Here is a 23,687-nt window from a genome sequence, read left to right as displayed (position 1 = left end):
GTGCCGAGCGCCCTTCCGCTCGCCGACCCGGCACCCGCCGACGGCAGCCTGCCGGCGAGCGTCGTCGACGGTGTCGAGTCGCGCGACTTCGGCGTCTACGTTCACGTGCCCTTCTGCCGTGTCCGCTGCGGCTACTGCGACTTCAACACCTACACCGGCGACGAGCTGCGAGGCGCCAAGCGGAGCGACTACGCCTCGCAGGCCATCGCCGAGATCCGGGGGGCCGACCGGGTGCTGCACGACGCCGGGCTCCCGCCACGCTCGGCCTCGTCGGTCTTCTTCGGGGGCGGGACCCCGACGATGCTGCCCTCCTCCGATCTCGGCGGCATGCTGACGGCCGTCCGCGACACCTGGGGCATCGAGCCCGGCGCCGAGGTCACGACCGAGGCGAACCCCGACTCCGTCGACGCCGACTACCTCGTCGACCTGAAGCGCGCCGGCTTCACGCGGGTGAGCTTCGGCATGCAGTCCGCCGTGCCGCACGTGCTGGCCACCCTGGAGCGCACTCACGATCCGGCTCGGATCCCGCTGGTCGTGGCCTGGGCGCGCGACGCCGGGCTCGACGTGAGCCTCGACCTGATCTACAGCACGCCGGGGGAGTCGCTCGACGACTGGCGCCGCTCGCTCGACCACGCCATCGCGCAGGAGCCCGACCACCTGTCGGCGTACTCGCTGATCGTCGAGGACGGCACGAAGCTCGCACGGCAGATCCGCCGCGGCGAGGTCGCCCAGCCCGACGACGACACCGCCGCCGACATGTACGAGCTGGCCGACGAGGTGCTCGCCGCCGCCGGCTACGAGTGGTACGAGGTCAGCAACTGGGCGCGGGGCGAGGGCCACGAGAGCCGGCACAACCTGTCGTACTGGCGCGGCCACGACTGGTGGGGCGTCGGCCCCGGCGCGCACAGCCACGTCGGCGGGGTCCGCTGGTGGAACGTCAAGCACCCCGCGGCCTACGCCGAGCGGATCGTCGCCGGGCTGTCGCCCGCGGCCGGACGCGAGACGCTCGACGCCGAGACGCGGGCTACGGAGCGCGTGCTCCTCGCCGTCCGCATCCGCGACGGCCTGCGCATCGCCGAGCTCGGCGACACGGGCCGCGCCGAGGTGGCCGGCCTGATCGCCGACGGGCTGATCGACGGTCGCACGGCGATCGCCGGCGCGCTCCGCCTCACCCTCCGGGGCCGGCTGCTCGCCGACGCGGTCGTCCGCCGCCTCCTCCCCGACTGATCCGCCGTCGGGCCGCCGCCGTCGCCGCGACGGGGGCGGACCACGGCGACGGCGACGGCCGGCGACTGTTACGGCTTGATGAACTCGATCGACAGCGGGTACTTGTAGTACTGGCCGCGGTTGGCGGCGACGGCGGCGATGATCGAGAAGATCACGTTGACGACGAGCACGGCGAAGATGATGAAGCCGCCGATGACGACCGCCGTCAGGACGGCTCCCACGGCGTACGCGATGGCCATCGTGATCTGGAAGTTAAGGGCGACGCGGGTGTGCTCCTTAATGAAGGGGCCCCGGTCGCGCAGCACCAGGTAGCCGATCAGCGCGGGGATGAACCCGAAGGGGATCCCGCCGATGTGGATCAGGGTCGCCCACAGCTTCTCGTCTTCCGGGCGCAGGGGCTGCGGCGGCTGGTAGCCGGGCGTGCCGCCGTAGGGAGCCTGTCCGGACTGACCGGACTGACCGTACTGACCGGGATTGCCGTAGGAGCCGGTGGGCGGCGGCGTGGGCTGGTCGTCCTTGGGCGGGGGCGGGGCGTCGGTCATGTGATCTCACCAATCGTCTGCGCTGGCGGTGCGCGGGGTCCCGGGCACCGAGTTCGCGCCGAGCTTAGCGGCGGACGCGTCCCCGCAACCAGGGTTGCGGTGCCCCGTGGAGTACGATTGGCAGTCTTACTCAGCGAGTGCCAGACAGACGATGGGAGGCCTGCGTGGTCAGCGAACGAGGTCTCGAAGTGCTCCGCGTCATCGTCCACGACTACGTCGAGTCGCGCGAGCCGGTCGGCTCGAAGTCGATCGTCGAGCGGCACCAGTTCGGCGTCTCGGCGGCGACGATCCGCAACGACATGGCCCTGCTCGAAGAGGAGGAGCTGATCGCAGCCCCGCACACCTCGTCGGGTCGGGTGCCGACCGACAAGGGCTACCGGCTGTTCGTGAACCAGCTCGCCGACCTGCGACCGCTCACGGCGGCGCAGCGGACGGCGATCGAGACGTTCCTCGGCAACTCGTCCGACCTCGACGAGGTGCTCTCGCGCACGGTGCGCCTGCTCTCGCAGCTCACCAACCAGGTGGCGCTGGTCCAGTACCCGACGTTCTCGGCGGCGACCGTCCGGCACATCGAGCTCGTGCGACTCAGCGACACCCGCCTCATGACGGTGCTCATCACCGACGCCGGCCACGTCGAGCAGCGCACGATCGACGCGGGCCACGAGATCGACGAGCTGTTCGTGGGCGAGCTGCGAGCCAAGCTGAACACCCGCGTCGGCGGCAGGACGCTGGCCGAGGCCGCCGCCGTCCTCTCCACTCTCACCGTCGAGTTCCTGCCCGATCGCGCCCCCTTCGTCGAGGCGGTGTGCCGGGCCCTCGTCGAAGAGGCGAAGGCGGGTCGCCAGGAGAAGCTCGTCATGGCGGGCGCCGCGAACCTCGTGCTCACCGAGGAGGACTTCGCCGGCAACCTCTTCCCGGTGCTCGAGGCGATCGAGGAGCAGGTCACGCTGCTGCGCCTCTTCGGCGAGATGCACCAGGGCGCCGATCTCGCCGGCGGTGACAGCGTCATCGCCAGCATCGGCCGCGAGAACGAGTCGTTCGGGCTCGCCCAGACGTCGGTGCTCGCCAGCGGATACACGGCATCGGGTGGTGAGATCGCCCGGTTGGGCGTTCTCGGCCCGACCCGCATGGACTACTCGACCAACATGGCGGCCGTTCGCGCCGTCGCCCGCTACCTGAGCGGCCTCCTCGGCGAACGCTGAGCCGAGTCCGCCCCGAAACCCCCACGAGAACGAGCACGGAGACAAGTGGCAGATCACTACGACGTCCTCGGAGTCGACCGCAAGGCCAGCTCCGACGAGATCAAGAAGGCCTACCGGAAGCTGGCGCGCCAGCTCCACCCCGACGTGAACCCCAGCCCCGAGGCATCGGAGCGCTTCAAGGAGGTGACACACGCGTACGACGTGCTGAGCGATCCGCAGCAGCGGGAGCGCTACGACCTCGGCCCGCAGGCCGGGTTCGGCGGCGGTGCCGGCGCGGCCGGGTTCGGCGACATCTTCGACGCGTTCTTCGGCGGCGGCCAGCAGCAGCGGCAGGGTCCGCGGTCGCGCCGTGAGCGCGGGCAGGACGCCCTGCTCCGCCTCGAGGTCGACCTCGACGACATCGTCTTCGGCGTCCAGCGCGACATCGAGGTCGACACGGCCGTCCTCTGCGACACCTGCAACGGCTCGTGCTGCGCCCCGGGCACCAGCCCGCAGACCTGCGACATCTGCCACGGCACCGGCTCGATCAACCGCCAGGTGCGCTCGCTCCTCGGCAACGTCATGACGTCGAGTCCCTGCGGCACCTGCCGCGGCTACGGCACCGTCATCCCCAACCCCTGCCCCACCTGCCAGGGCCAGGGCCGCGTCCGGGCTCGCCGCACGATTCCCGTCGACATCCCCGCGGGCGTCGACACCGGGATCCGCCTCCAGATGCCCGGCCAGGGCGAGGTCGGCCCCGCCGGCGGCCCGAACGGCGACCTCTACCTCGAGGTCAAGGTGCGCCACCACGATGTGTACAGCCGCAACGGCGACGACCTCCTCGCGACCCTCGAGGTGCAGATGGCCGACGCGATCCTCGGCACGACGACCACCGTCGAGGCGCTCGACGGCGACGTGACGGTCGAGGTGAAGCCCGGCTCGCAGAGCGCCGACGTCATCACGATCAAAGACCGCGGCGTGACGCGCCTGCGCGGCTCCGGCCGCGGCGACCTCAAGATCGGCGTGCAGGTCGTGACCCCGACCAAGCTCAGCCACAAGGAGAAGGACCTGATCGAGAAGTTCGCCTCGGGCCGCAAGCACGACTCGCCCCAGCTCTCGCAGTTCCAGCAGGGCCTGTTCGGCAAGCTCCGCGATCGCTTCCTGAACTTCTGATCGTGGCGCACTTCTACCTCGTCGAAGAGCTCGGCGACACCGGGGTCGGCGCCCAGGTGGTCGTCACCGGCCCCGAGGCTCGCCACGCGGTGACGGTGAGCCGGGTTCGGGTCGGCGAGACCCTCCGGGTCGGCAACGGCCGCGGGCTGGTCGTCGAGGGGGAGGTGCTCGAGGCCTCGGGCGACCGCCTGGTGCTGGAAGCGGCGGAGGTCGGGCACGTTCCTGCGCCCGATCGCCGCCTCGTCCTGGCCCAGGCCCTCGCCAAGGGCGACCGCGACGAGCTGGCCGTGCAGGCCGCCACCGAGCTCGGCGTCGACGAGATCGTGCCGTGGGCCGCCGCCCGCAGCATCTCGAAGTGGGAGGGCCCGAAGGTCGCCAAGGGCCTCGCCCGCTGGAGCGCCATCGTGCGCGAGGCGACGAAGCAGTCGGTGCGGGCGTGGCAGCCGCGGGTCGGCGACGTGGCGACCACCAGACAGCTCGAATCGCGCGCAGGAACCGCGCGGGTCCTCGTGCTCGACCCCACCGCCACGGAGGCGCTGTCGAGCGTCGCCCTGCCCGACGTCGGCGACGTCGTCGTCGTGGTCGGCCCGGAGGGCGGCATCACCCCCCACGAGGTCGACGGCCTGGTCGCCGCGGGTGCGGTCGCGGTGCGGCTCGGCGACAGCGTGCTGCGCACCTCCACCGCGGGGCCCGCCGCTATCGCCGTGCTCAGCGTCCGCCTCGGCCGCTGGTGAGCCGGCGCCCCGGCCCCGTGTCGGCGGCCTTCGTTACGATGAGCGCATGAGTTCGGAGCCTTCAGTCTTTTCTCGGATCATCGCGCGCGAGATCCCTGCGACGATCGTGCACGAGACCGAGACGGTCATCGCGATCCGAGACATCGCGCCCAAGGCGCCGGTGCACCTGCTCGTGATCCCGAAGGACCCGCAGTACGCAGACGTCGCGGAGCTCGCGGCTGGCGATCCGGCCCTCCTGGCCGACATGGTGGCCGTCGCGAAGGCCCTCTCGGAGGATTCCGAGCTGTTCGGGGACTATCCGCGCGGTCAATTCCGTTTGATCTTCAACACCGGCGAAGCCGTCGGTCAGACCGTCTTCCACGTCCATGCGCACGTCATGGCGGGGAACCTCCAGGAAGGCTCACTTGCCTAGCTCCTCCAGCAACATCCCCGACGGGGCCATTCGCGACGACCTCATCGTCGACGGGGTCGCCATGGTGCAGCTCCTCGGCCCGCAGGACCGCCTGCTCCGCGCCGTCGAGCAGCAGTACCCCTCAGTCCGAGTCCTCGTCCGAGGCAACGAGGTCGCCCTCGAGGGTCCGGCCGACGACGTCCGCCGCGCCCGCGAGCTCGTCGACGAGCTCGTGACGATGGTGCGCCAGGGCCACGACGTCGGCCCTGCCGAGGTGCGCACCACCGGCCGCATCCTCGCCGACGGGCAGGGCCACCCCGCCGAGCTGTTCGGCGCCGCCATCGTGACGAACAAGGGCAAGAGCGTCCGCGCCAAGACCCTCGGCCAGAAGGAGTACGTCGACGCGATCGACGACAACACGATCGTCTTCGGCATCGGCCCCGCCGGCACCGGCAAGACGTACCTCGCGATGGCGAAGGCTGTTCAGGCGCTTCAGCGTCGCGAGGTGTCGCGGATCATCCTGACGCGTCCGGCGGTCGAGGCGGGGGAGCGCCTGGGCTTCCTGCCCGGCACGCTCACCGACAAGATCGACCCGTACCTGCGGCCGCTCTACGACGCGCTCAACGAGATGATGGACCCTGAGATCGTCCCCAAGCTCCTCGCCGCGGGAACGGTGGAGGTGGCTCCGCTCGCCTACATGCGCGGCCGGACGCTCAACGACGCCTTCGTCGTGCTCGACGAGGCGCAGAACACCACTCCCGAGCAGATGAAGATGTTCCTCACCCGCCTCGGCTTCGGCAGCAAGATGGTCGTCACCGGCGACATCACGCAGGTCGACCTCCCGACCGGCTCCAGCGGGCTCCAGCTCGTCACCCGCGTGCTCGGCGACGTCGACGACATCCACTTCGCCCGCCTCACGAGCGACGACGTGGTCAGGCACACCCTGGTCGCGAAGATCGTCGACGCGTACACGAAGTTCGACGCCGAGAAGATGGCGCGGCTGCACGCGCGCACCGAGGCCGCCTCGCCGGCTGCGCGGCCGGCTGCCGACCAGGTGACCGCGGCCGACCAGGTGACCGCTGCCGACCAGGAGACCCCCGCATGACCATCGAGCTGAACAACGAGTCCGGCGTCGAGGTCGACGAAGCGGCGATCCTCCGCCTGGCGACCTTCGCCCTCGACCAGATGCACGTGCACCCTGAGGCCGAGCTCGCGATCGTGCTCGTCGACGAGGGCGCCATGGAGCAGCTGCACGTGCAGTGGATGGACGAACCGGGCCCCACCGACGTGCTGAGCTTCCCGATGGACGAACTCCGTCCCGGCACGGAAGGCGAGCCGACGCCGCCCGGGCTGCTCGGCGACATCGTGCTCTGCCCCCAGGTCGCCGCGCCCCAGGCCGTCACGGCCGGGCACTCGACGCTCGACGAGCTCCTGCTGCTCACGACGCACGGGATCCTGCACCTTCTCGGCTTCGACCACGCGGAGCCCGACGAGAAGGCAGAGATGTTCGGCATCCAGGGCGAGATCCTCGCCGCTTTCGCCGCGTCCGACGCGCAGAGGTAGCCGCCGATGATGATCGCGATCTTCATCACCGCGGCCGTCGTCCTCGTCGTCATCGGCGGGCTCCTCGCCGCCAGCGACTCCGCCCTCGGGGTCCTCAGCCGCCACGACCTGATCGAGCTCGCCGAGCAGCGCCGCGCCGCACGGCGCGAGGGCAGCGCCCGCGCGATCCTCGCCATCGCCGACGACGTCGGCGCGCAGGTGAACGCCATCAACTTCGTCCGCGTGCTCGCCGAGACCGCCGCCGCCGTGCTCGTCTCGCTCGCGTTCGCCTACTCGTTCGCCGAGTGGTGGCTCGCGCTGCTGCTCTCGGCTCTGATCATGACCGCCGTCTCGTTCGTGCTCGTCGGGTCGAGTCCGCGGAGTGTCGGCCGGGCCCACGCGCGCACCCTGGTCGGCGTCGTCGCCGGCTTCCTGCGCGCGCTGCGCGTGGTCCTCGGGCCTGTCGCCGCGGCCCTCGTCTGGCTGGGCAACCGCGTCACGCCCGGCCGCCCGCGGAGCGCCCAGTTCTCGTCGGAGGAGCAGCTGCTCAGCATGGTCGACGAGGCCACCGAGCTCGACGTGCTCGACGAAGACGACAGGACGCTGATCCACTCCATCTTCGAGTTCAGCGAGACCGTCGTGCGCGAGGTCATGATCCCGCGCACCGACATGGTCACCGTCGACTCCGACGCGACCATCGAGCAGACCATGTCGACGTTCCTCGGCAAGGGCGTGTCGCGCATCCCCGTGATCGGCCGCGACAGCGACGACGTTCTCGGCATCGTGTATCTGCGCGACGTCACGCGCTGGATCTTCGAGGGGCACAGCCTGTTCGAGGGGCGCCCTGGAGCAGACCGCCTCGCCGCCGACTTCTCGAAGCCGGCCGTGTTCATCCCCGAGTCGAAGCGCGCCGACGAGACCCTGCGCCAGATGCAGACCGAGAAGAACCACCTCGCGATGGTCGTCGACGAGTACGGCGGCATCGCCGGCCTGGTCACGATGGAAGACCTCATCGAGGAGCTCGTCGGCGACATCAGCGACGAGTACGACCAGACCGTGGTCTCGTACCGTCCGATGGGCGAGGGCACGTTCCTCGTCAGCGCCCGCTTCCCGGTCGACGAGCTCGGCGACCTCTTCGGCATCGAGCTCGACGACGACGACGTCGACTCGGTCGGCGGCCTGCTCACCAAGGCGCTCGGGCGCCTCCCGGAGCGCGGCTCGCAGGTCACCGTGTCGGGCCTCATCCTCACCGCCAACCGCACCGAGGGCCGCCGCCGCGACCTGCAGACCGTGCTGGTCAAGCGGGACGCCGCCCTCGAGGCCTCCCAGGCGGCGTTCGCCGCGGCCTCTGCCTCCTCGTCTCCCACCAGCACAGCCACCAGCACCACCAGCGATCGGACCACCCGATGACCACCTCCAGCTCCATCCCCGAGTCACCCGCCGGCTTCCGAGCGGGCTTCGTCTCGTTCGTCGGCCGCCCCAATGTCGGCAAGTCGACCCTGACCAACGCCCTCGTCGGCGAGAAGGTCGCCATCACGTCGTCCAAGCCGCAGACGACCCGCCGGGCGATCCGCGGCATCGTGCACTCGGCGACGGGCCAGCTGGTCCTCGTCGACACGCCGGGCATGCACCGGCCCCGCACCCTGCTGGGGGAGCGGCTGAACAGCGTGGTCCAGGACACCCTGGGCGACGTCGACGTCATCGGCTTCTGCGTGCCCGCCGACGAGAAGCTCGGCCCCGGCGACCGCTTCATCAACGAGCAGCTCGACGCGTTCCCGCGCGCGAAGAAGGTCGCCATCGTCACGAAGGTCGATGCCACCTCGCGGCCGGCCGTCGCCGAGCAGCTGCAGGCCGTCAGCCAGCTCCGCGACTGGGACACCATCATCCCGGTGTCGGCCGTCACCGGCATCCAGCTCGACACGATCGTCACCGAGCTGATCAAGCTGCTGCCGCTCTCACCCCAGCTCTACCCGTCCGACGTCGCGACCGAGGAGGTCCTGGAGGACCGCGTCGGCGAGCTCATCCGCGAGGCCGCGCTCGAGGGCGTCGAAGACGAGCTGCCGCACTCGCTGGCCGTCACCATCGACGACATCGTCGAGCGCGACGACAAGGAGCTCGTCGAGATCTACGCGAACCTCTTCGTCGAGCGCGACAGCCAGAAGGGCATCGTCATCGGCCACAGGGGGCAGCGGCTCCGCGAGGTCGGCGAACGGGCTCGGGCGCAGATCGAGCCCCTGGTCGGCAAGCAGGTCTTCCTGTCGATCCGCGTCAAGGTCGCGAAGGACTGGCAGCGCGACCCGAAGCTCCTGGGGCGCCTCGGCTTCTAGCCGGGCCGGCTCGGACTACATCCCCGGGATGATTCCGGCCGCCGCGAGTCGCACGCCGCCTCGCAGAGCCTGATCGAGAAGCCTCGACCCCGTACCGTGGTGGGGTGAACGTCCGCCTCCGCACCTCTCAGATCGTCGCCGACATCGCGATCGCCGTGGTCGTCGGGCTCGCGAGCCTCCCGTTCGATCTGCACGCCAATCCGCTGTCGCTCGTCATCACGCTCGGCATGGTCCTCTGCCTCGTGTTCCGCCGCCTGTCGCCGGCGGCCGCGCTCTCGCTCGCGTGGGCGACGGCGGCGTTCGAGATGCTCACCCTGTCGACGCCCCAGGTCTCGAATCTCGCGATCTGCGCCGTGCTCTACGCGACCGCCGCCCACGGCAGCCCGCGCGTCAAGTGGCTCGGACTCGGCTCGGTCGGCGTCGGGGCCGCCGTCGGCATGTTCTACGTGACCTTCGCCCAGCTGTCGCTCTTCGGCGTGCCGCACGACGTGACGAATGCGACCGACCTGATCCAGCTGCTCCTGCAGATCGGCATCACCTTCCTCGGCTTCCTCGCGCTCCTGGGGCTCCCGTGGGTCGGCGGTCAGCTGGTCCGCACGCGCTACGCCGCCCGCGAGAGCCGCGACGCCCAGCTCGTCGCCGAGCGCGAAGCGGCTCGCGCCGAGAGCGAGGCCGCCCGCGCGGCCAGCGACGCGGCCCGCGCCGAGCGCGACATCGCCGTCGAGCAGGAGCGCTCGCGCATCGCGCGCGACATGCACGACGTGGTCGCCCACTCGCTCGCCGTCGTCATCGCCCAGGCCGACGGCGCCCGGTACGCCTACCGCGCCGACCCGGGCTCCGTCGAGGACAGCCTGAGCACCATCGCGGCGACCGCCCGGGAGTCCCTGGTGGAGGTGCGGGTGCTCCTGGGCCAGCTGCGGCACAGTCAGGGCGCGGCGCCGCAGCCCGTCCTCGGCGACCTCGAGAAGCTCGTCGACCAGATGACGACCGCCGGCCTCTCGATCGACCTGCGCTCGAGCGGCACTCCCGCCCAGCTCGGCGGCAACCGCCAGCTCGCGATCTACCGCATCGTGCAGGAGTCGCTCACGAACGTCCTCCGCCACGGCGACCGCAGCTCCACCGTCGACGTGCTCTTCGACTGGCGGCCCGACGACCTCATCATCGTGATCGCGTCGACCGTGCTCCCGACCGAGGCGATCGACCCTTCCGCTCTGACGACGAGCGGCCAGTTCCGACCCGACGAGCGCCGCGGACATGGCATCGTGGGGATGCGCGAGCGCGCGTCCCTCGCCGGCGGAACTCTCACCACGCACCAGGCCGGCGGGCGCTTCATCGTCCGCGCGACCATTCCGTCGACCGCCCTGACCCAGGAAGTCCGCCTCCGATGAGCTCTGCCCCCGAATCCACCGCGACCGCGGCTCCGTCCACCACGATCAAGGTCGTGCTCGTCGACGACCAGGCGCTTTTCCGCGCGGGAATCCGCATGGTCGTCTCGTCGCAGCGAGACCTCGAGTTCGTGGGGGAGGCGGGCGACGGCGCGGAGGGTGTCGAGGTCGTGGCGCGGACCCGCCCCGACGTCGTCCTGATGGACATCCGCATGCCCGTCATGGACGGCATCGCGGCGACGACGGCGATCCTCGAGCAGGCCGACCGCGAGGGCAGGCCAGCGCCGCGCATCCTCGTCCTCACCACGTTCGACCTCGACGAGGCGGCGACCCGGGCGATCCGGGGCGGGGCCAGCGGCTTCGTGCTCAAAGACAGCGACCCCGAGTTCCTGCTCGCCGCGATCAGGACCGTGCACGCCGGCACGGCGGTCATCGCGGCATCGGCCACGCGCGAGCTCTTCGAGCACTTCGACGGCGGGAGCGCCGGCTCGAAGGCCGTGCCCGAGGCGTTCGAGTCGCTCACCACGCGCGAGCGCGACATCTTCCAGTCGGCGGCGCGCGGCCTGTCGAACTCCGAGATCGCCCAGCGGGAGTTCCTCAGCGAGGCGACGGTCAAGACGCACATCTCGCGGATCCTGGCCAAGCTGTCGCTGCGCGATCGCGTGCAGCTCGTCGTCTACGCGTACGAGCACGGGCTGACCTCATAACAAAACCAGTGCTAGCGTGTTCTCGTGCTGTTCGGCCTGCTCCTTCTTAGCTGCCGCGACGAGACCTCGTTCTAAAGGCCTCCCTCGTCGCGGTGTCCGTCGTATCCGGCCGCACTTTCGAATGAGGTAGAGAGACCAATGCAGAACAACCAGAAGTCCTCCGGGATGCCGATCCACAAGTACGTGCCGTACTCCGAGCAGATCGTCGTCGACCTGCCCGACCGCACCTGGCAGACGAAGCGCATCGAGAAGGCACCGCGCTGGTGCGCGGTCGATCTCCGCGACGGCAACCAGGCGCTGATCGACCCGATGAGCCCCGAGCGCAAGCGGATCATGTTCGACCTGCTCGTGAAGATGGGCTACAAAGAGATCGAGGTCGGCTTCCCGTCGGCCTCGCAGACCGACTTCGACTTCGTCCGCAGCCTGATCGACGAGAACGCGATCCCAAACGACGTCACGATCCAGGTGCTCACCCAGGCGCGCGAGCACCTGATCAACCGCACCTACGAGTCGATCAAGGGCGCCAAGCAGGCCATCGTCCACCTGTACAACTCGACCAGCATCCTGCAGCGCGACGTTGTCTTCCGCACCGACCGCCAGGGCATCATCGACATCGCTCTCGAGGGTGCGCGTCTCTGCAGGGAGGCCGAGAAGACGGTCCCCGAGACCACGGTCTACTACGAGTACAGCCCCGAGTCGTTCACCGGCACCGAGCTCGATTTCGCCCGCGACATCTGCAACGCCGTCATCGAGGTCTTCGAGCCGACGCCCGAGCGCAACGTGATCATCAACCTGCCGGCGACCGTCGAGATGGCCACGCCCAACGTCTACGCCGACGCGATCGAGTGGATGAGCCGCCACCTGGCGCACCGCGAGAACGTCATCCTGTCGCTGCACCCGCACAACGACCGCGGCACCGGCATCGCCGCGGCCGAGCTGGGCTACATGGCCGGCGCGGACCGCATCGAGGGCTGCCTCTTCGGCAACGGGGAGCGCACCGGCAACGTCGACCTGGTCGCCCTGGGCATCAACCTGTTCACGCAGGGCATCGACCCCGAGATCGACTTCTCCGACCTCGACGAGGTCAAGCGCACCGCCGAGTACTGCAACCAGCTGCCGGTGCCCGAGCGCAGCCCGTGGGCCGGCGACCTCGTCTACACGGCGTTCAGCGGCTCGCACCAGGACGCCATCAAGAAGGGCTTCGAGGCCATGGCCGCGTCGGCTCAGGCACAGGGCAAGGGCGTCGACGACCTCGTCTGGGCCGTTCCCTACCTGCCCGTCGACCCGAAAGACCTGGGCCGCTCGTACGAGGCGGTCATCCGCGTCAACTCGCAGTCGGGCAAGGGCGGAGTCGCCTACCTGCTGAAGACCGACCACTCGCTCGACCTGCCACGCAAGCTGCAGATCGACTTCTCGGGCGTCGTGCAGTCGACGACCGACAGCGAGGGCGGCGAGGTCACGAGCGAGCAGATCTGGGAGATCTTCCAAGACGAGTACCTCCCGTCGCGCGTCGCCGAAGACAAGTGGGGCCACTTCGAGCTGACCCGTACCGGCACCCGGAGCGACATGTCGGGCGTCACGCACCTCTCTGTCGATCTGCGCGCAGGAACGAGCGCGGTCACCACCGAGGGCACCGGGTCGGGGCCGATCGCGGCCTTCATCGAGGTGCTGTCGCAGCAGGGCGTCGAGGTGAAGCTGTACGACTACGTCGAGCACACCCTCAGCGCCTCGGGCGATGCGCAGGCCGCGGCCTACGTCGAGCTCGACGTCGACGGAACCCGCCTGTGGGGCGTCGGCATCGACGCCGACATCTCGACGGCGAGCCTCAAGGCCATCGTGTCCGCGGTCAACCGCGCGCTGCGCTCCACGGTGGCCGAGCCGGAGCTCGCGACGGCCTAGCCCCGATACCGCTCTCGCGCGAAGACACCGTCGCTAGGCGGTGTCTTCGTGCGTCTCGGGAGTCTTCGGCGTGCGGGTGCGCCAGCGGGGCAGCCGCGAGAGGGCGCGCTGCTCCGGCAGGCTCCACCCGAAGCGCACCGCGAGAAGGCGGATGCTGAAGGTCGTGGCAGTTCCTGCGATCGCTGCGGCCAGGGTGGGCACGCCGAACGTGACGAGCGCCACGAGCACGGCCGTGCCGGCGCCCGCCGCCACGGCGTAGAGCGAGCCGACGTGCATCATCGCGATCGTCAGATTCATCAGGAGGTCGCGCAGCACCGAGCCGCCGACGGCCGAGATGACGCCGACGAACACGGCGGGGATCTCGGGCAGGCCGAGAGCGAGCGCCTTGGTCGACCCGATGGCCCCGAAGAGGCCGATGGTGAGCGCGTCGAGCACGGTGATGAAGCCGGCCAGGCGGGTGAAGATCCGCTGCAGGAGCATGCCGAGCAGCGCCGCGAGCACAGCCGTCAGCAGATACCAGTTGCTCTGCATCGCCCGGGGCACCTCGCCGATCAGGACGTCGCGCAGGATCCCGCCGCCGAGCCCGGTCGCCGTGCCGATGATCGCGACGCCGAGCAGGTCGACCCGGCGCTCACGGAACTGGCTCGCGAACAGCGCGCCCTGCAGGCTGCCGATCGCTACGGCCAGAAGATCCGCCCAGAGGGGGATGGAGAAGGCTGTGGCGGACACCCAGTGATTCTGCCATGCGGGGGATACTGGGACGGTGCCCGTGTACCGAGACGAATGCGTGATCCTGCGCACCCACAAGCTGGGTGAGGCCGACCGCATCCTCACGATGCTCAGCCGTCAGCACGGCAAGATCCGCGCCGTCGCGAAGGGCGTGCGCCGCACCGCCTCGAAGTTCGGCGCCCGGCTCGAGCCGTTCATGGTCGCCGACCTGCAGCTCTACGAGGGCCGCTCGCTCGACATCGTCACTCAGGCCGTGTCGCTCGGCTCGTACGGGGCCGACATCGTCTCGGACTACGCCAGCTACACGGCCGCGAACGTCATGGTCGAGACCGCCGACAAGCTCACCGACGCCGAGGCCGGCCTGCAGCAGTACCTCCTGCTCGTCGGGGCGCTCCGGTCCCTGGCGCGGCGGGAGCACGACCCGCAGCTGATCCTCGACTCGTACCTGCTCCGCGCCCTCTCGATCGCCGGGTGGGCGCCGAGCTTCGGCGACTGCGCCGTGACCGGAGCCCCCGGGCCGCACAGCGCGTTCGTGGTGCAGCTCGGCGGGGTGGTGGCCGACGCCGCGGCACCCCCCGGGGCGCCGCGCCTGAATCCTGCGACCCTCGAACTGCTCGGCGCCCTGCTGAGCGGCGACTGGGGCATCGCCGAGGCAGCACCCGACGACACCCGCAATCAGGCCAGCGGCGTCGTCGCGGCCTACACGCAGTGGCACCTGGAGCGCGGGCTCCGGTCGTTGCCGCACCTCGACCGCACGCCGTCGGTCGTCGCACGAACAGGAGAAGTCCTTTGAGCTCCACCCCGCCGATCTCGACCCCGCCGGCTCCCAAGCGCGGACTCTTCCGCCGCTCGGCCGCACCGGTCAGCGCTCCCGCCTCGATGATGCCCGCCGACATGGAGTACAAGGCGCTCGACTGGCAGGGAGGCACCCCGCCGAGCTACGCGCCGGGCACGGTGCCGAAGCACGTCGCGGTCGTCATGGACGGCAACGGGCGCTGGGCCAACGCCCGCGGGCTGCCGCGGATCGAGGGACACAAGGCGGGCGAGGCGGCGCTGCTCGAAGTCGTCGCGGGCGCGATCCAGGCCGGTGTCGAGCACCTCAGCGTCTACGTCTTCTCGACCGAGAACTGGAAGCGCTCGCCCGAAGAGGTCCGCTTTCTCATGGGCTTCAACCGCGAGGTGCTGCACCGCCGCCGCGAGCAGCTCAACGCGTGGGGCGTCAAGATCGTCTGGTCGGGCCGCCGCCCCAAGCTCTGGGCCTCCGTGATCAACGAGCTCCGTGTCGCCGAAGAGGCCACGCGGGGCAACAGCACCATGACGCTCAACATGTGCGTCAACTACGGCGGCAGGAACGAGCTGACCGACGCGATGCAGTCCATCGCCGCTGAGGTGGCGGCCGGCCGGCTCAAGCCGACGGGCATCACCGAGAAGGTGATCCAGCGTCACCTGTACCAGTCGCAGCTGCCCGACGTCGACCTGTTCGTGCGGTCGTCGGGCGAGCAGCGGACGTCGAACTTCCAGCTCTGGGAGTCGGCGTACGCCGAGATGGTGTTCCTCGACCGGCTCTGGCCCGACTTCACGCGCGACGACCTGTGGGGCGCGATCGACCAGTACACGAACCGAGGCCGGAGGTTCGGCGGCGCTGTCGACGCGCCGTCGCCCGCCTGATCCCGAGGCGCCGCGGTGGTGGCTCGCAGTGACGCCGGACGACCGAGGCTTGTCCGAGGTCCGGCGCAACTGCGCGGCGCCGCGATAAGACCGGTGGTGGCTCGCCGTGACGCCGGACGACCGAGGCGTGTCCGAGGTCCGGCGCCACTGCGCGGCGCCGCGATAAATTCAGAAGGTGATGTTCGCGCCGAGGAAGATCCGCTCGGACGGCCACAGGAACTGCAACGTGAGAGGTCCGTCGCTCGTGCGGTGGAACCACGCGTTGGCGAAGACGACGCCCTTGCCCGGCAGGAGGTACCAGGTCGACGACCCGGCCGGGAACTGCGAGCCGAGGTCGGTCGAGTAGCCGTCTTTCTCCAGGAGGTCCTGGCCGGCGAAGGTGTCCTGCGTGGCGAGCTTGTTGCCGTACGACGAGTAGTCGGCCGAGAGGTCGGTGAGGTCGAGCCGCTGGTTGGAGTCGTTGACGAGCACGTAGGCCGTCACCTCCACCTTCGTGCCGGCGGGGTACGGATCGGTGCCGTCCGGGCGGGCGTAGATCGACTTCGCCGAGGTCGTGATCTCGCCGACGCGGTACACGTAGATCGTGAGGTCCTTGTAGTTGACCTGGTTGAGAAGCGTGCCGCCCGGCGCGAGGGTCTGCGGGTCGACGCTCGACGACGAGGAGCCGCCCGAGCCGGTACCGCCCGTCACCTGCGGCTGCGGAGCGGAGGTCGATCCGCCCGTGCCGGTGCCCGCCTGCGAGCCGCTGTCGCCGAGGGGCGTCAGGGTTCCGACGCTCGGAGCGCACCCGGCGAGCACGGCCACGAGGGCGGCGGCGGTGAGCGCCGCGGGGAGTCGTCTGCGCACGGGTCGGGCCTTTCGGTGGGAACGCGTCAAGCCTAACCGGCGGGGGCTGGGCGGGCGGCGGGGCGGCGCGGGGCCTGCCGGGGCGGAGGGCACGACGGCGGCACGGCGCGGGGCCCCGCCCGGGCTCAGCCGGCGGCGGCGGGCTGCTCGGCGCGACGGCGCTCGGCCGCACGGAGCCCGAACGACGCGGGAGCGATCCGGCGGGCAGCACGGAGCCCGGCCCCCACCGCGGGGATCCCCTCCGCACCGCGAGCGTGCGCGACGGCCACGATCCGGTCGCTGTCATCGCCCAGGGCTCGCACCTCGACGCCGTCGGGAAGCGCTGCGGGCACGAGCGAGAGCGAGGGCAGCAGGGCCACGCCGAGTCCGGCCGCGACGAGCCCCGTCACGGCCAGGGCGTTGTCGGTCTCGAGCACGATGCGCGGCTCGAACCCGGCGAGGCGGCACACGGCGAGCAGGTGGCCGCGGCAGCGGGGGCACCCCGCGATGAAGGGCATCTCGCGCAGGAACTCGAGATGGCCGGCATCTTGCGCCGGGAACGTCCCGGCGGGCGCCACCGCCAGCATCGTGTCGCGGAAGAGGGGCACCTCGACCACGTCCGCGTCGGGCAGCCCGCCGTCGCCGGGGTAGGTGAACGTGAGCGCGAGGTCGATCTCGCCCCGGCGCAGAAGCTCGACGGCCTCGGGAGGCTCGGCCTCGAGGTACGACGTGGTCAGCCCCGGGTGCCGCGCGGCCAGGTCGGCGAGCAGGGCCGGCACGAGGGTGGGGGAGGCGCTCGGGAACCCGGCCAGGCGGAGTGCCCCGCTCTCGGTGCCGGCGAGGGCGTCGAGCTCGTCGTGCGCCGCGGCCAGGGCGGCCTCGACGTGCACGGCGTGGCGCGCGAGGCGCCGACCAGCCTCGGTCAGCGTCGCGGTGCGGCCGGTTCGGAGCAGAAGAGGCTGGCCGGCCTCCGCCTCGGCCCGGCGCAGGCGCTGGGTGATCGCGGGCTGGCTGTAGCCGAGTCGCGCTGCGGCGGCGGTGATGCTGCCGGTCTCGGCGAGGGCGCGGAGGGCGCGGAGGTCGTGGACATCCATAACCCGATGTTATGGCCTCCCGTCGCAGCTGGCCGTTGTGTGATGGGCGGCTTCCCGGGACGCTGGGTGCATGCACCCCCTCGCAGCGCTCTTTCCGTCGGGCACCGGCTACCTCGCCGCCTGCACCGGCGGGCTCCCCGCCCGGCCGACGCTCGACGCCCTGCGCGCCGACCTCGACGCGTGGGAGTCGGGGGTCGTGTCGCCGGCCGAATACGGCCGCGTGGCCGACGACTGCCGCGCCGCGTTCGCCCGGATCGTCGGAGTCCCCGTCGACGACATCGCCATCGGGTCTCAGGTGTCGGCGCAGGTGTCGGTCATCGCGGCCGCCGCGCCCGACGGCGCCGAGATCCTCTGCGCCGAGGGCGAGTTCTCGTCCGTCGTCGCACCCTTCGCGGCGTACGGGCTGCGGGTGCGCGCCGTGCCGCTCGCCGCCCTCGCCGACTCCCTCACCGACCAGACCTGGCTCGTCGCCTACTCGCTCGTGCAGTCGGCGACCGGCGAGGTCGCGTCACCGCGCATCGCGCCCGTCGCGCGCGCGGCGGGTGTCCGCACCCTCGTCGACCTCACCCAGGCGGCGGGCGTCCTGCCGGTCGACGCGTCGCTCTACGATGCGACGGTCACCCACGCCTACAAGTGGCTGTGCTGCCCGCGCGGGGTGTCGTTCCTGACGCTGTCACCGGCGTTCGCGGCGGCTCTCGTGCCGATCCAGGCCGGCTGGTACGCGGGGCAGGACGTGTGGGCGTCCTGCTACGGCAGCCGATTCGAGCTCGCATCGTCGGCGCGGCGATTCGACGTGTCGCCCGCGTGGCAGGCCGTCGTCGGGGCGGCGCCCGCGCTCGAGCTGTTCGCCTCGACATCGGCCCAGGCGTCGTGGGAGCACGCGACGGCGCTCGGCGACGCGCTGTGCGACGGGCTCGGGATCGGCCGCCAGGGGCAGGCGATCGTGACCTGGCCCGACCAGTCCGGCGATGACCTCGTACGTCTGACCGAGGCCGGGCTGACCGTGTCGGGGCGGGCCGGGCGGGTGAGAGTCGCGTTCCACGTCTGGAACGACGGAGCCGACGTCGAGGCCGTGCTCCGCGCCGTCGGCAGGTAGGCGCTGTGCCATAGGCTTTGTCGCATCCCCGCGCATCCAGCTCGGGCAGAACTCTGGGAGTACCTCACGTGGCAGCACCGAACCGTCTCGATTCCGTCATCGCCCTGGCCAAGCGCCGCGGCTTCGTCTTCCAGGCGGGCGAGATCTACGGCGGCAGCCGCTCCGCATGGGACTACGGGCCCCTCGGCACTGCGCTGAAGGAGAACATCAAGCAGCAGTGGTGGAAGTTCATGGTCCAGGGCCGCGACGACATCGTCGGGCTCGACTCCTCCGTGATCCTGCCCCGGACCGTGTGGGAGGCCTCCGGTCACGTCGAGGTCTTCAGCGACCCGCTCGTCGAGTCGCTCCACACGCACAAGCGCTACCGCGCCGACCACCTGCTCGAGGCGTACGAGGCCAAGCACGGCCACCCTCCGGTCAACGGCCTCGCCGACATCCGCGACCCCGACACCGGCCAGGAGGGCTCGTGGACCGAGCCGCAGAACTTCTCGGGCCTGCTCAAGACCTTCCTCGGCCCCGTCGACAACGAGCAGGGCATGGCCTATCTCCGCCCCGAGACGGCCCAGGGCATCTTCGTGAACTTCAACAACGTCATGGGCGCGGCCCGCATGAAGCCGCCCTTCGGCATCGCGCAGGTCGGCAAGTCGTTCCGCAACGAGATCACCCCCGGCAACTTCATCTTCCGCACGCGCGAGTTCGAGCAGATGGAGATGGAGTTCTTCGTCGAGCCCGGCACCGACGACACCTGGTTCGACTACTGGATCGACGCCTGCGAGGCCTGGTACCTCGACCTCGGCATCACCCCCGAGAACATGCGCCGGTACGAGCACCCGACCGAGAAGCTGTCGCACTACTCGAAGCGCACCGTCGACCTCGAGTACAAGTTCCGCTTCACCGGGTCGGAGTGGGGCGAACTCATGGGCGTCGCGAACCGCACCGACTTCGACCTCACCACCCACTCGAAGGCATCGGGCGTCGACCTGTCGTACTTCGACCAGGGCAAGAACGAGCGCTGGACCCCGTTCGTCATCGAGCCGGCGTTCGGCCTCACCCGCGCGCTGATGGCGTTCCTGGTCGACGCGTACCACGAAGACGAGGCCCCCAACGCCAAGGGCGGCGTCGACAAGCGCACCGTGCTCAAGCTCGACCGTCGCCTCGCGCCGGTCAAGGTCGCCGTGCTGCCGCTCTCGCGCAACGAGAACCTCTCGCCGCTGGCCCGCTCGGTCGCAGCCGGCCTCCGCAAGCTCTGGAACATCGACTTCGACGACGCCGGAGCCATCGGCCGCCGCTACCGCCGCCAAGACGAGATCGGCACGCCGTTCTGCGTCACGGTCGACTTCGACTCGCTCGACGACAACGCGGTGACCGTGCGCGAGCGCGACACGATGTCGCAGGAGCGCGTGCCGCTCGACCAGCTCGACGCGTACCTCGGGGCGCGGCTGCTCGGCTGCTGACCCCGCCCTGTCTCCAGAAATCTGGCAAAACCGGCCCAGATCGCCCCTCGCGGAGCCTTCCGGGTCGGTTTTGCCATTTTTCTGCTCCTGTGGAGAGCGCGAGCAGGAACCCGCCCGCCTCCGCCAGGCTTGACGGATGGAAGCCGCACCCGCCGTCCGCACCCTCGGCGGCCTGGCCACCCGGCAGCAGCTCGTAGCGAGCGGCCTCACGGGTGCCGACCTCACCCGCGCCGTGCGTTCCGGTCAAGTGCGTCGGGTTATCCGCGGCTGGTACTCGACGCTTCCACCCCATGACCCCCGGGTTATCGCGGTAAGCCTCGGAGGTTCCCTCACCGGCGTCTCCGCGCTGCAGCTCTATGGCTCGTGGCTCTGGAATCGTGCCTGTGTCATCGACGTCGTCCTGACTGCTGGATCGCCCGTGCCTCCGTCCATCCCGCGAAACGTCCGGATCTTTCACGGGCGCGCCCCCCGGGGATCTCCGGTCGTGCCTCTCGCCGAGGCCCTGGGCCACGCGGTGAGGCGTTTGCCCTTCGAGGAGGCCGTGGCGGTGCTCGACTGGGCCCACCACACCGACCAGCTCGACGTCGTCGATCTCCATGTGTTCGCAGCGGGGCTACCGACGCCTCTGCGAGACATCGCCGCTTGGGTCGACATCTCGTGCGAGAGCGTGCTCGAGAGCATCGTCCGAACTCGCGTTCGAAGCGCGGGACACCACGTGACCTCTCAGGTGCCGCTCGGCCTGGGCGCAATAGACCTGGTCATCGACGGTGTCGTCGCTCTCGAGCTCGATGGCCGCACGTTCCACGCCGACACGTTCGAGACCGACCGGCTCAAGGACCTCGCTATCCTGACCGATGGCCGGATCGCGATGCGCGCCTCCTACGCGATGGTGCGCGCCGATTGGCCGAGGGTCCTGGGCGCAATCGAGACGGCACTGACCACGCATTGGGCGCCTCGGCGATCACGACCACGGCCGCGCAGGTAACGACTGGCTGAAGGCCGGAATACGGGCGAGCCGTGCCGTGTTCGGGCCACCGTGAGTTCTGCAGCCCCCATCAAGGTCGACATCTGGTCCGACATCGCCTGCCCCTGGTGCTTCATCGGCAAGCGCAAGTTCGAGAAGGCCGTCGACGCGTTCGACGGCGACGTCGAGGTCGAGTACCACTCGTTCGAGCTGTCGCCCGACACCCCCGTCGACTTCGAGGGCAACGAGGCCGAGTTCCTCGCCGTCCACAAGGGCATCCCGACCGACCGGGCCCAGGGCATGCTCGACAACGTCCGCGGCATCGCCGCATCGGTGGGACTCGCCTACGACTTCGAGGCCATGCACCACACCAACACCGTGAAGGCGCATGAGCTGATCCACTTCGCGAAGTCGAAGGGCATGCAGGTCGACATGAAGGAGCGCCTGCTCCAGGCCTACTTCGAGGACGGCCGGCACCTCGGCCGCCTGGATGTGCTCGCCGACGTCGCCGCCGAGGCGGGGCTGGACCGCGCGGAGGCGCTGGCTGCGCTCGAGTCGGGCGAGTTCCTGCCGTCGGTGCGTGCCGATCAGGAGCAGGCGCGGGCCTTCGGCATCAACGGCGTGCCGTTCTTCGTCTTCGAGGGCAAGTACGGGGTGTCGGGGGCGCAGGATCCCGCGACGTTCGCGAACGTGCTCGAGACGGTGGCCGCCGAGGCCGCGCCCCAGCCGACGGGCGCCGAGTGAGCACCCCGTTCACCATGCTCGGCGATGCCGACGCGATGGCGTGCGAGGGCGACTCCTGCCTGGTGCCGCTGCCTCTCAACGGAGTGACGGCGGGCGACGTCGACATCGAGCCCACCCATGACGAGGCCGCAGCGGCTTCGGCCCGTGCCGTGGCCGCGGCTCTCGACGAGGGCGCAGCCCTCTGAACGGGCGCTAGTCGCGCGGCCTCTCGTCGTCGGTGATGTCGGCGACGGTCGCCCCGTAGGCGGCGAGGAGCGCGTCGGCCTCGACGAAGGCGCTGCGCCCGTGGGCTCCGGCTCCGAGGGCGACGCGGGTTCCTGCGATCCGCTCGTCGGCGTACACCGGCCACGCCGTCGTGCTCCCGATCGGCGTGATCGTGCCGCGCTCGTAGCCCGTCGCCTCGAGGGCGACGTCGGGCGACGGCATCGACAGCTTGTTCACCCCCACCACCGCGCGCAGCTTCGACCACGAGATCTGCCGACCACCGGGAACCAGCGCGAACAGGAACTGCCCGTCGTGCCTCTTCACCACGAGGCTCTTCACGATCGTCGACGGGTCGATTCCCAGCACCGAAGCGGCCTCCACCAGGCTCCCCGCCTCGGGACGGTCGACGACCTCGACGGCCAGCCCTCGCGCCTCGGCGTCGGCGAGCAGACGGTCGGTTCCGGGCGTTGCGGTCATCTGGTCTCTCCACGGGTCGCCACAGAGGGGGACGGTCTCCACAGGCTGGGCGCTCAGCCGGTGGGACGTACGAGGGGATGGGATAATCGATCCCGATGACAACAACTCTCTCGCACCCGGTACCGGTGTCGCCAGCTCCTGCGGCGGCCACTCCGCCCGCACGCGCCATGGCGCTGCCGACCGCCCCGCTGCGAATCGGCCCCATCGAGGTCGGCTCGCCCGTCGTACTCGCGCCGATGGCGGGCATCACCAACACGGCGTACCGCAGGCTGTGCCGCGAGTACGGCGCCGGGCTCTACGTCAGCGAGATGATCACCAGCCGTGCCCTCGTCGAGCGCACCCCGGAGTCGATGCGCCTCATCAAGCACCATGAGAGCGAGACCCTGCGCAGCATCCAGCTCTACGGGGTGGAGCCCAACACCGTCGCCGAGGCCGTCACGATGCTCGTCGCCGAAGACCGCGCCGACCACATCGATCTCAACTTCGGCTGCCCGGTGCCCAAGGTCACGCGGCGCGGCGGCGGGTCGGCTCTGCCCTGGAAGCTCGGGCTGTTCCGCGAGATCGTCGAGCGGGCCGTGAAGGCCGCCGGCGACGTCCCCCTGACGATCAAGATGCGCAAGGGCATCGACGACGACCACCTGACGTACCTCGAGGCCGGCAAGGCCGCCGAGGGCGCCGGCGTGGCGTCGATCGCGCTCCACGCGCGGACAGCCGCCGAGTTCTACTCGGGGCACGCCGACTGGTCGGCCATCGCGACCCTCAAAGAGGCGATCACCGACGTCCCGGTGCTCGGCAACGGCGACATCTGGTCGGCCGCCGACGCCATTCGCATGGTCGCCGAGACCGGCTGCGACGGCGTCGTCGTCGGCCGCGGCTGCCTCGGGCGGCCCTGGCTGTTCGGCGACCTGGCGGCTGCGTTCCGCGGTGAAGACCTGAAGGCCGAGCCCACGCTCGGCGAGGTCGCGCAGGCCTTCCGCCGGCACGCCGAGCTGCTGATCGAGTTCTACGAGGGCGACGAGGGGCGCGCCTGCCGAGACATGCGCAAGCACGTCGCCTGGTACTTCAAGGGCTACCCGGTCGGCGGCGACGTCCGCGCGGCGCTGGCCGCCTCGTCGAGCCTCCCCGAGATCGACGACCTGCTCGGCACCATGGACTGGTCGCAGGGCTACCCGGGCCTTGACGCCGAGGGCCCGCGCGGGCGCGCCGGCAGCCCGAAGCGCCCGTCGCTCCCGGACCGCTGGCTCGAGAGCCGCGAGCTCGACGAGTCGTTCCGCGAAGAGCTGGCCGCCGCCGAGCTGCACCACAGCGGGGGCTGACGCGTCCG

At 70.7% G+C, this 23,687-nt stretch carries 25 protein-coding genes; 20 read left to right on the top strand and 5 right to left on the bottom strand.

Features of this window, described 5'->3' with window-relative positions; all coding sequences use genetic code 11:
• Entirely contained in the window at window positions 1-1,227 is a 1,227-nt protein-coding gene (gene hemW, locus EDF46_RS02860; RefSeq protein ID WP_123504750.1) for a radical SAM family heme chaperone HemW, read from the top strand.
• Between the two features lie 68 nt (window positions 1,228-1,295).
• Here hemW and EDF46_RS02855 read toward each other — a convergent pair whose 3' ends face one another.
• Window positions 1,296-1,769 carry a DUF4870 domain-containing protein gene (locus EDF46_RS02855; protein ID WP_123504749.1) on the bottom strand — a complete coding sequence of 158 codons (474 nt, stop codon included), beginning with the start codon at window positions 1,767-1,769 and terminating at the stop codon, window positions 1,296-1,298.
• 164 nt (window positions 1,770-1,933) lie between these two features.
• Here EDF46_RS02855 and hrcA point away from each other — a divergent pair, with 164 nt between their 5' ends.
• The 11 genes from hrcA to leuA all read left to right on the top strand — a co-directional run bounded on the left by hrcA (window position 1,934) and on the right by leuA (window position 13,108).
• On the top strand, window positions 1,934-2,971 hold the full coding sequence (gene hrcA / locus EDF46_RS02850; protein WP_123504748.1) for a heat-inducible transcriptional repressor HrcA: 1,038 nt from the start codon (window positions 1,934-1,936) through the stop codon (window positions 2,969-2,971).
• A 45-nt stretch (window positions 2,972-3,016) separates the two neighbouring features.
• Window positions 3,017-4,123 carry a molecular chaperone DnaJ gene (dnaJ, locus tag EDF46_RS02845; protein ID WP_123504747.1) on the top strand — a complete coding sequence of 369 codons (1,107 nt, stop codon included), beginning with the start codon at window positions 3,017-3,019 and terminating at the stop codon, window positions 4,121-4,123.
• Window positions 4,124-4,125: 2 nt separating this feature from the next.
• Complete coding sequence (locus EDF46_RS02840) at window positions 4,126-4,857, top strand: 16S rRNA (uracil(1498)-N(3))-methyltransferase (protein ID WP_123504746.1); 732 nt, start codon at window positions 4,126-4,128, stop codon at window positions 4,855-4,857.
• Window positions 4,858-4,903: 46 nt separating this feature from the next.
• Entirely contained in the window at window positions 4,904-5,269 is a 366-nt protein-coding gene (locus EDF46_RS02835) for a histidine triad nucleotide-binding protein (protein WP_123504745.1), read from the top strand.
• A complete protein-coding gene (locus EDF46_RS02830) occupies window positions 5,262-6,353 on the top strand; it encodes a PhoH family protein (RefSeq protein ID WP_370454037.1) in 1,092 nt (363 codons plus the stop codon). The genes EDF46_RS02835 and EDF46_RS02830 overlap by 8 nt, the downstream gene beginning before the upstream one ends.
• Entirely contained in the window at window positions 6,350-6,811 is a 462-nt protein-coding gene (gene ybeY / locus EDF46_RS02825; protein ID WP_123504743.1) for an rRNA maturation RNase YbeY, read from the top strand. The genes EDF46_RS02830 and ybeY overlap by 4 nt, the downstream gene beginning before the upstream one ends.
• A gap of 6 nt (window positions 6,812-6,817) precedes the next feature.
• A complete protein-coding gene (locus EDF46_RS02820; protein WP_123504742.1) occupies window positions 6,818-8,200 on the top strand; it encodes a hemolysin family protein in 1,383 nt (460 codons plus the stop codon).
• Complete coding sequence (gene era, locus EDF46_RS02815; RefSeq protein WP_123504741.1) at window positions 8,197-9,117, top strand: GTPase Era; 921 nt, start codon at window positions 8,197-8,199, stop codon at window positions 9,115-9,117. The genes EDF46_RS02820 and era overlap by 4 nt, the downstream gene beginning before the upstream one ends.
• Window positions 9,118-9,221: 104 nt before the next feature.
• Entirely contained in the window at window positions 9,222-10,505 is a 1,284-nt protein-coding gene (locus EDF46_RS02810) for a sensor histidine kinase (RefSeq protein ID WP_123504740.1), read from the top strand.
• Complete coding sequence (locus EDF46_RS02805) at window positions 10,502-11,209, top strand: response regulator transcription factor (protein WP_123504739.1); 708 nt, start codon at window positions 10,502-10,504, stop codon at window positions 11,207-11,209. The genes EDF46_RS02810 and EDF46_RS02805 overlap by 4 nt, the downstream gene beginning before the upstream one ends.
• A gap of 138 nt (window positions 11,210-11,347) precedes the next feature.
• Window positions 11,348-13,108, top strand: coding sequence for a 2-isopropylmalate synthase (gene leuA / locus EDF46_RS02800; RefSeq protein ID WP_123504738.1), 1,761 nt, complete (start codon window positions 11,348-11,350; stop codon window positions 13,106-13,108).
• 33 nt (window positions 13,109-13,141) lie between these two features.
• Here the strand turns inward: leuA and EDF46_RS02795 are convergent, their stop codons facing one another.
• Window positions 13,142-13,837 carry a trimeric intracellular cation channel family protein gene (locus tag EDF46_RS02795; protein ID WP_233579769.1) on the bottom strand — a complete coding sequence of 232 codons (696 nt, stop codon included), beginning with the start codon at window positions 13,835-13,837 and terminating at the stop codon, window positions 13,142-13,144.
• Between the two features lie 34 nt (window positions 13,838-13,871).
• Here EDF46_RS02795 and recO point away from each other — a divergent pair, with 34 nt between their 5' ends.
• Window positions 13,872-14,630 (top strand): DNA repair protein RecO, encoded by a 759-nt coding sequence (recO, locus tag EDF46_RS02790; protein WP_123504737.1) that lies wholly within the window; start codon window positions 13,872-13,874, stop codon window positions 14,628-14,630.
• Window positions 14,631-14,716: 86 nt separating this feature from the next.
• The gene (locus tag EDF46_RS02785) at window positions 14,717-15,505 is read left to right on the top strand and encodes an isoprenyl transferase (RefSeq protein WP_123505167.1); all 789 of its coding nucleotides are present in this window, start codon (window positions 14,717-14,719) and stop codon (window positions 15,503-15,505) included.
• A 168-nt stretch (window positions 15,506-15,673) separates the two neighbouring features.
• Here the strand turns inward: EDF46_RS02785 and EDF46_RS02780 are convergent, their stop codons facing one another.
• Complete coding sequence (locus EDF46_RS02780; protein WP_123504736.1) at window positions 15,674-16,351, bottom strand: hypothetical protein; 678 nt, start codon at window positions 16,349-16,351, stop codon at window positions 15,674-15,676.
• 125 nt (window positions 16,352-16,476) lie between these two features.
• The gene (locus EDF46_RS02775; protein WP_123504735.1) at window positions 16,477-17,424 is read right to left on the bottom strand and encodes a LysR family transcriptional regulator; all 948 of its coding nucleotides are present in this window, start codon (window positions 17,422-17,424) and stop codon (window positions 16,477-16,479) included.
• A gap of 70 nt (window positions 17,425-17,494) precedes the next feature.
• On the opposite strand from EDF46_RS02775, the gene EDF46_RS02770 reads away from it, so the two are divergent.
• The 5 genes from EDF46_RS02770 to EDF46_RS02750 all read left to right on the top strand — a co-directional run bounded on the left by EDF46_RS02770 (window position 17,495) and on the right by EDF46_RS02750 (window position 21,867).
• A complete protein-coding gene (locus tag EDF46_RS02770; RefSeq protein ID WP_123504734.1) occupies window positions 17,495-18,520 on the top strand; it encodes an aminotransferase class V-fold PLP-dependent enzyme in 1,026 nt (341 codons plus the stop codon).
• 68 nt (window positions 18,521-18,588) lie between these two features.
• Window positions 18,589-19,974 carry a glycine--tRNA ligase gene (locus EDF46_RS02765; protein ID WP_123504733.1) on the top strand — a complete coding sequence of 462 codons (1,386 nt, stop codon included), beginning with the start codon at window positions 18,589-18,591 and terminating at the stop codon, window positions 19,972-19,974.
• 136 nt (window positions 19,975-20,110) lie between these two features.
• Window positions 20,111-20,959 carry a type IV toxin-antitoxin system AbiEi family antitoxin domain-containing protein gene (locus EDF46_RS02760; RefSeq protein ID WP_123504732.1) on the top strand — a complete coding sequence of 283 codons (849 nt, stop codon included), beginning with the start codon at window positions 20,111-20,113 and terminating at the stop codon, window positions 20,957-20,959.
• A gap of 51 nt (window positions 20,960-21,010) precedes the next feature.
• The gene (locus tag EDF46_RS02755) at window positions 21,011-21,682 is read left to right on the top strand and encodes a DsbA family protein (RefSeq protein WP_123504731.1); all 672 of its coding nucleotides are present in this window, start codon (window positions 21,011-21,013) and stop codon (window positions 21,680-21,682) included.
• Window positions 21,679-21,867 carry a hypothetical protein gene (locus EDF46_RS02750; protein WP_123504730.1) on the top strand — a complete coding sequence of 63 codons (189 nt, stop codon included), beginning with the start codon at window positions 21,679-21,681 and terminating at the stop codon, window positions 21,865-21,867. Before EDF46_RS02755 ends, EDF46_RS02750 begins: the two co-directional genes overlap by 4 nt.
• Before the next feature lie 7 nt (window positions 21,868-21,874).
• Here the strand turns inward: EDF46_RS02750 and EDF46_RS02745 are convergent, their stop codons facing one another.
• Complete coding sequence (locus tag EDF46_RS02745) at window positions 21,875-22,363, bottom strand: aminoacyl-tRNA deacylase (protein ID WP_123504729.1); 489 nt, start codon at window positions 22,361-22,363, stop codon at window positions 21,875-21,877.
• Between the two features lie 167 nt (window positions 22,364-22,530).
• On the opposite strand from EDF46_RS02745, the gene dusB reads away from it, so the two are divergent.
• Complete coding sequence (gene dusB / locus EDF46_RS02740; RefSeq protein WP_123504728.1) at window positions 22,531-23,679, top strand: tRNA dihydrouridine synthase DusB; 1,149 nt, start codon at window positions 22,531-22,533, stop codon at window positions 23,677-23,679.
• Window positions 23,680-23,687: the final 8 nt, after the last annotated feature.

The sequence above is a fragment of the Frondihabitans sp. PhB188 genome, assembly GCF_003752365.1.
Classification (GTDB): Bacteria; Actinomycetota; Actinomycetes; order Actinomycetales; family Microbacteriaceae; genus Frondihabitans.
Note: the sequence above shows the minus strand (reverse complement) of the source record. Positions and strands in the feature narration are given on the sequence as shown.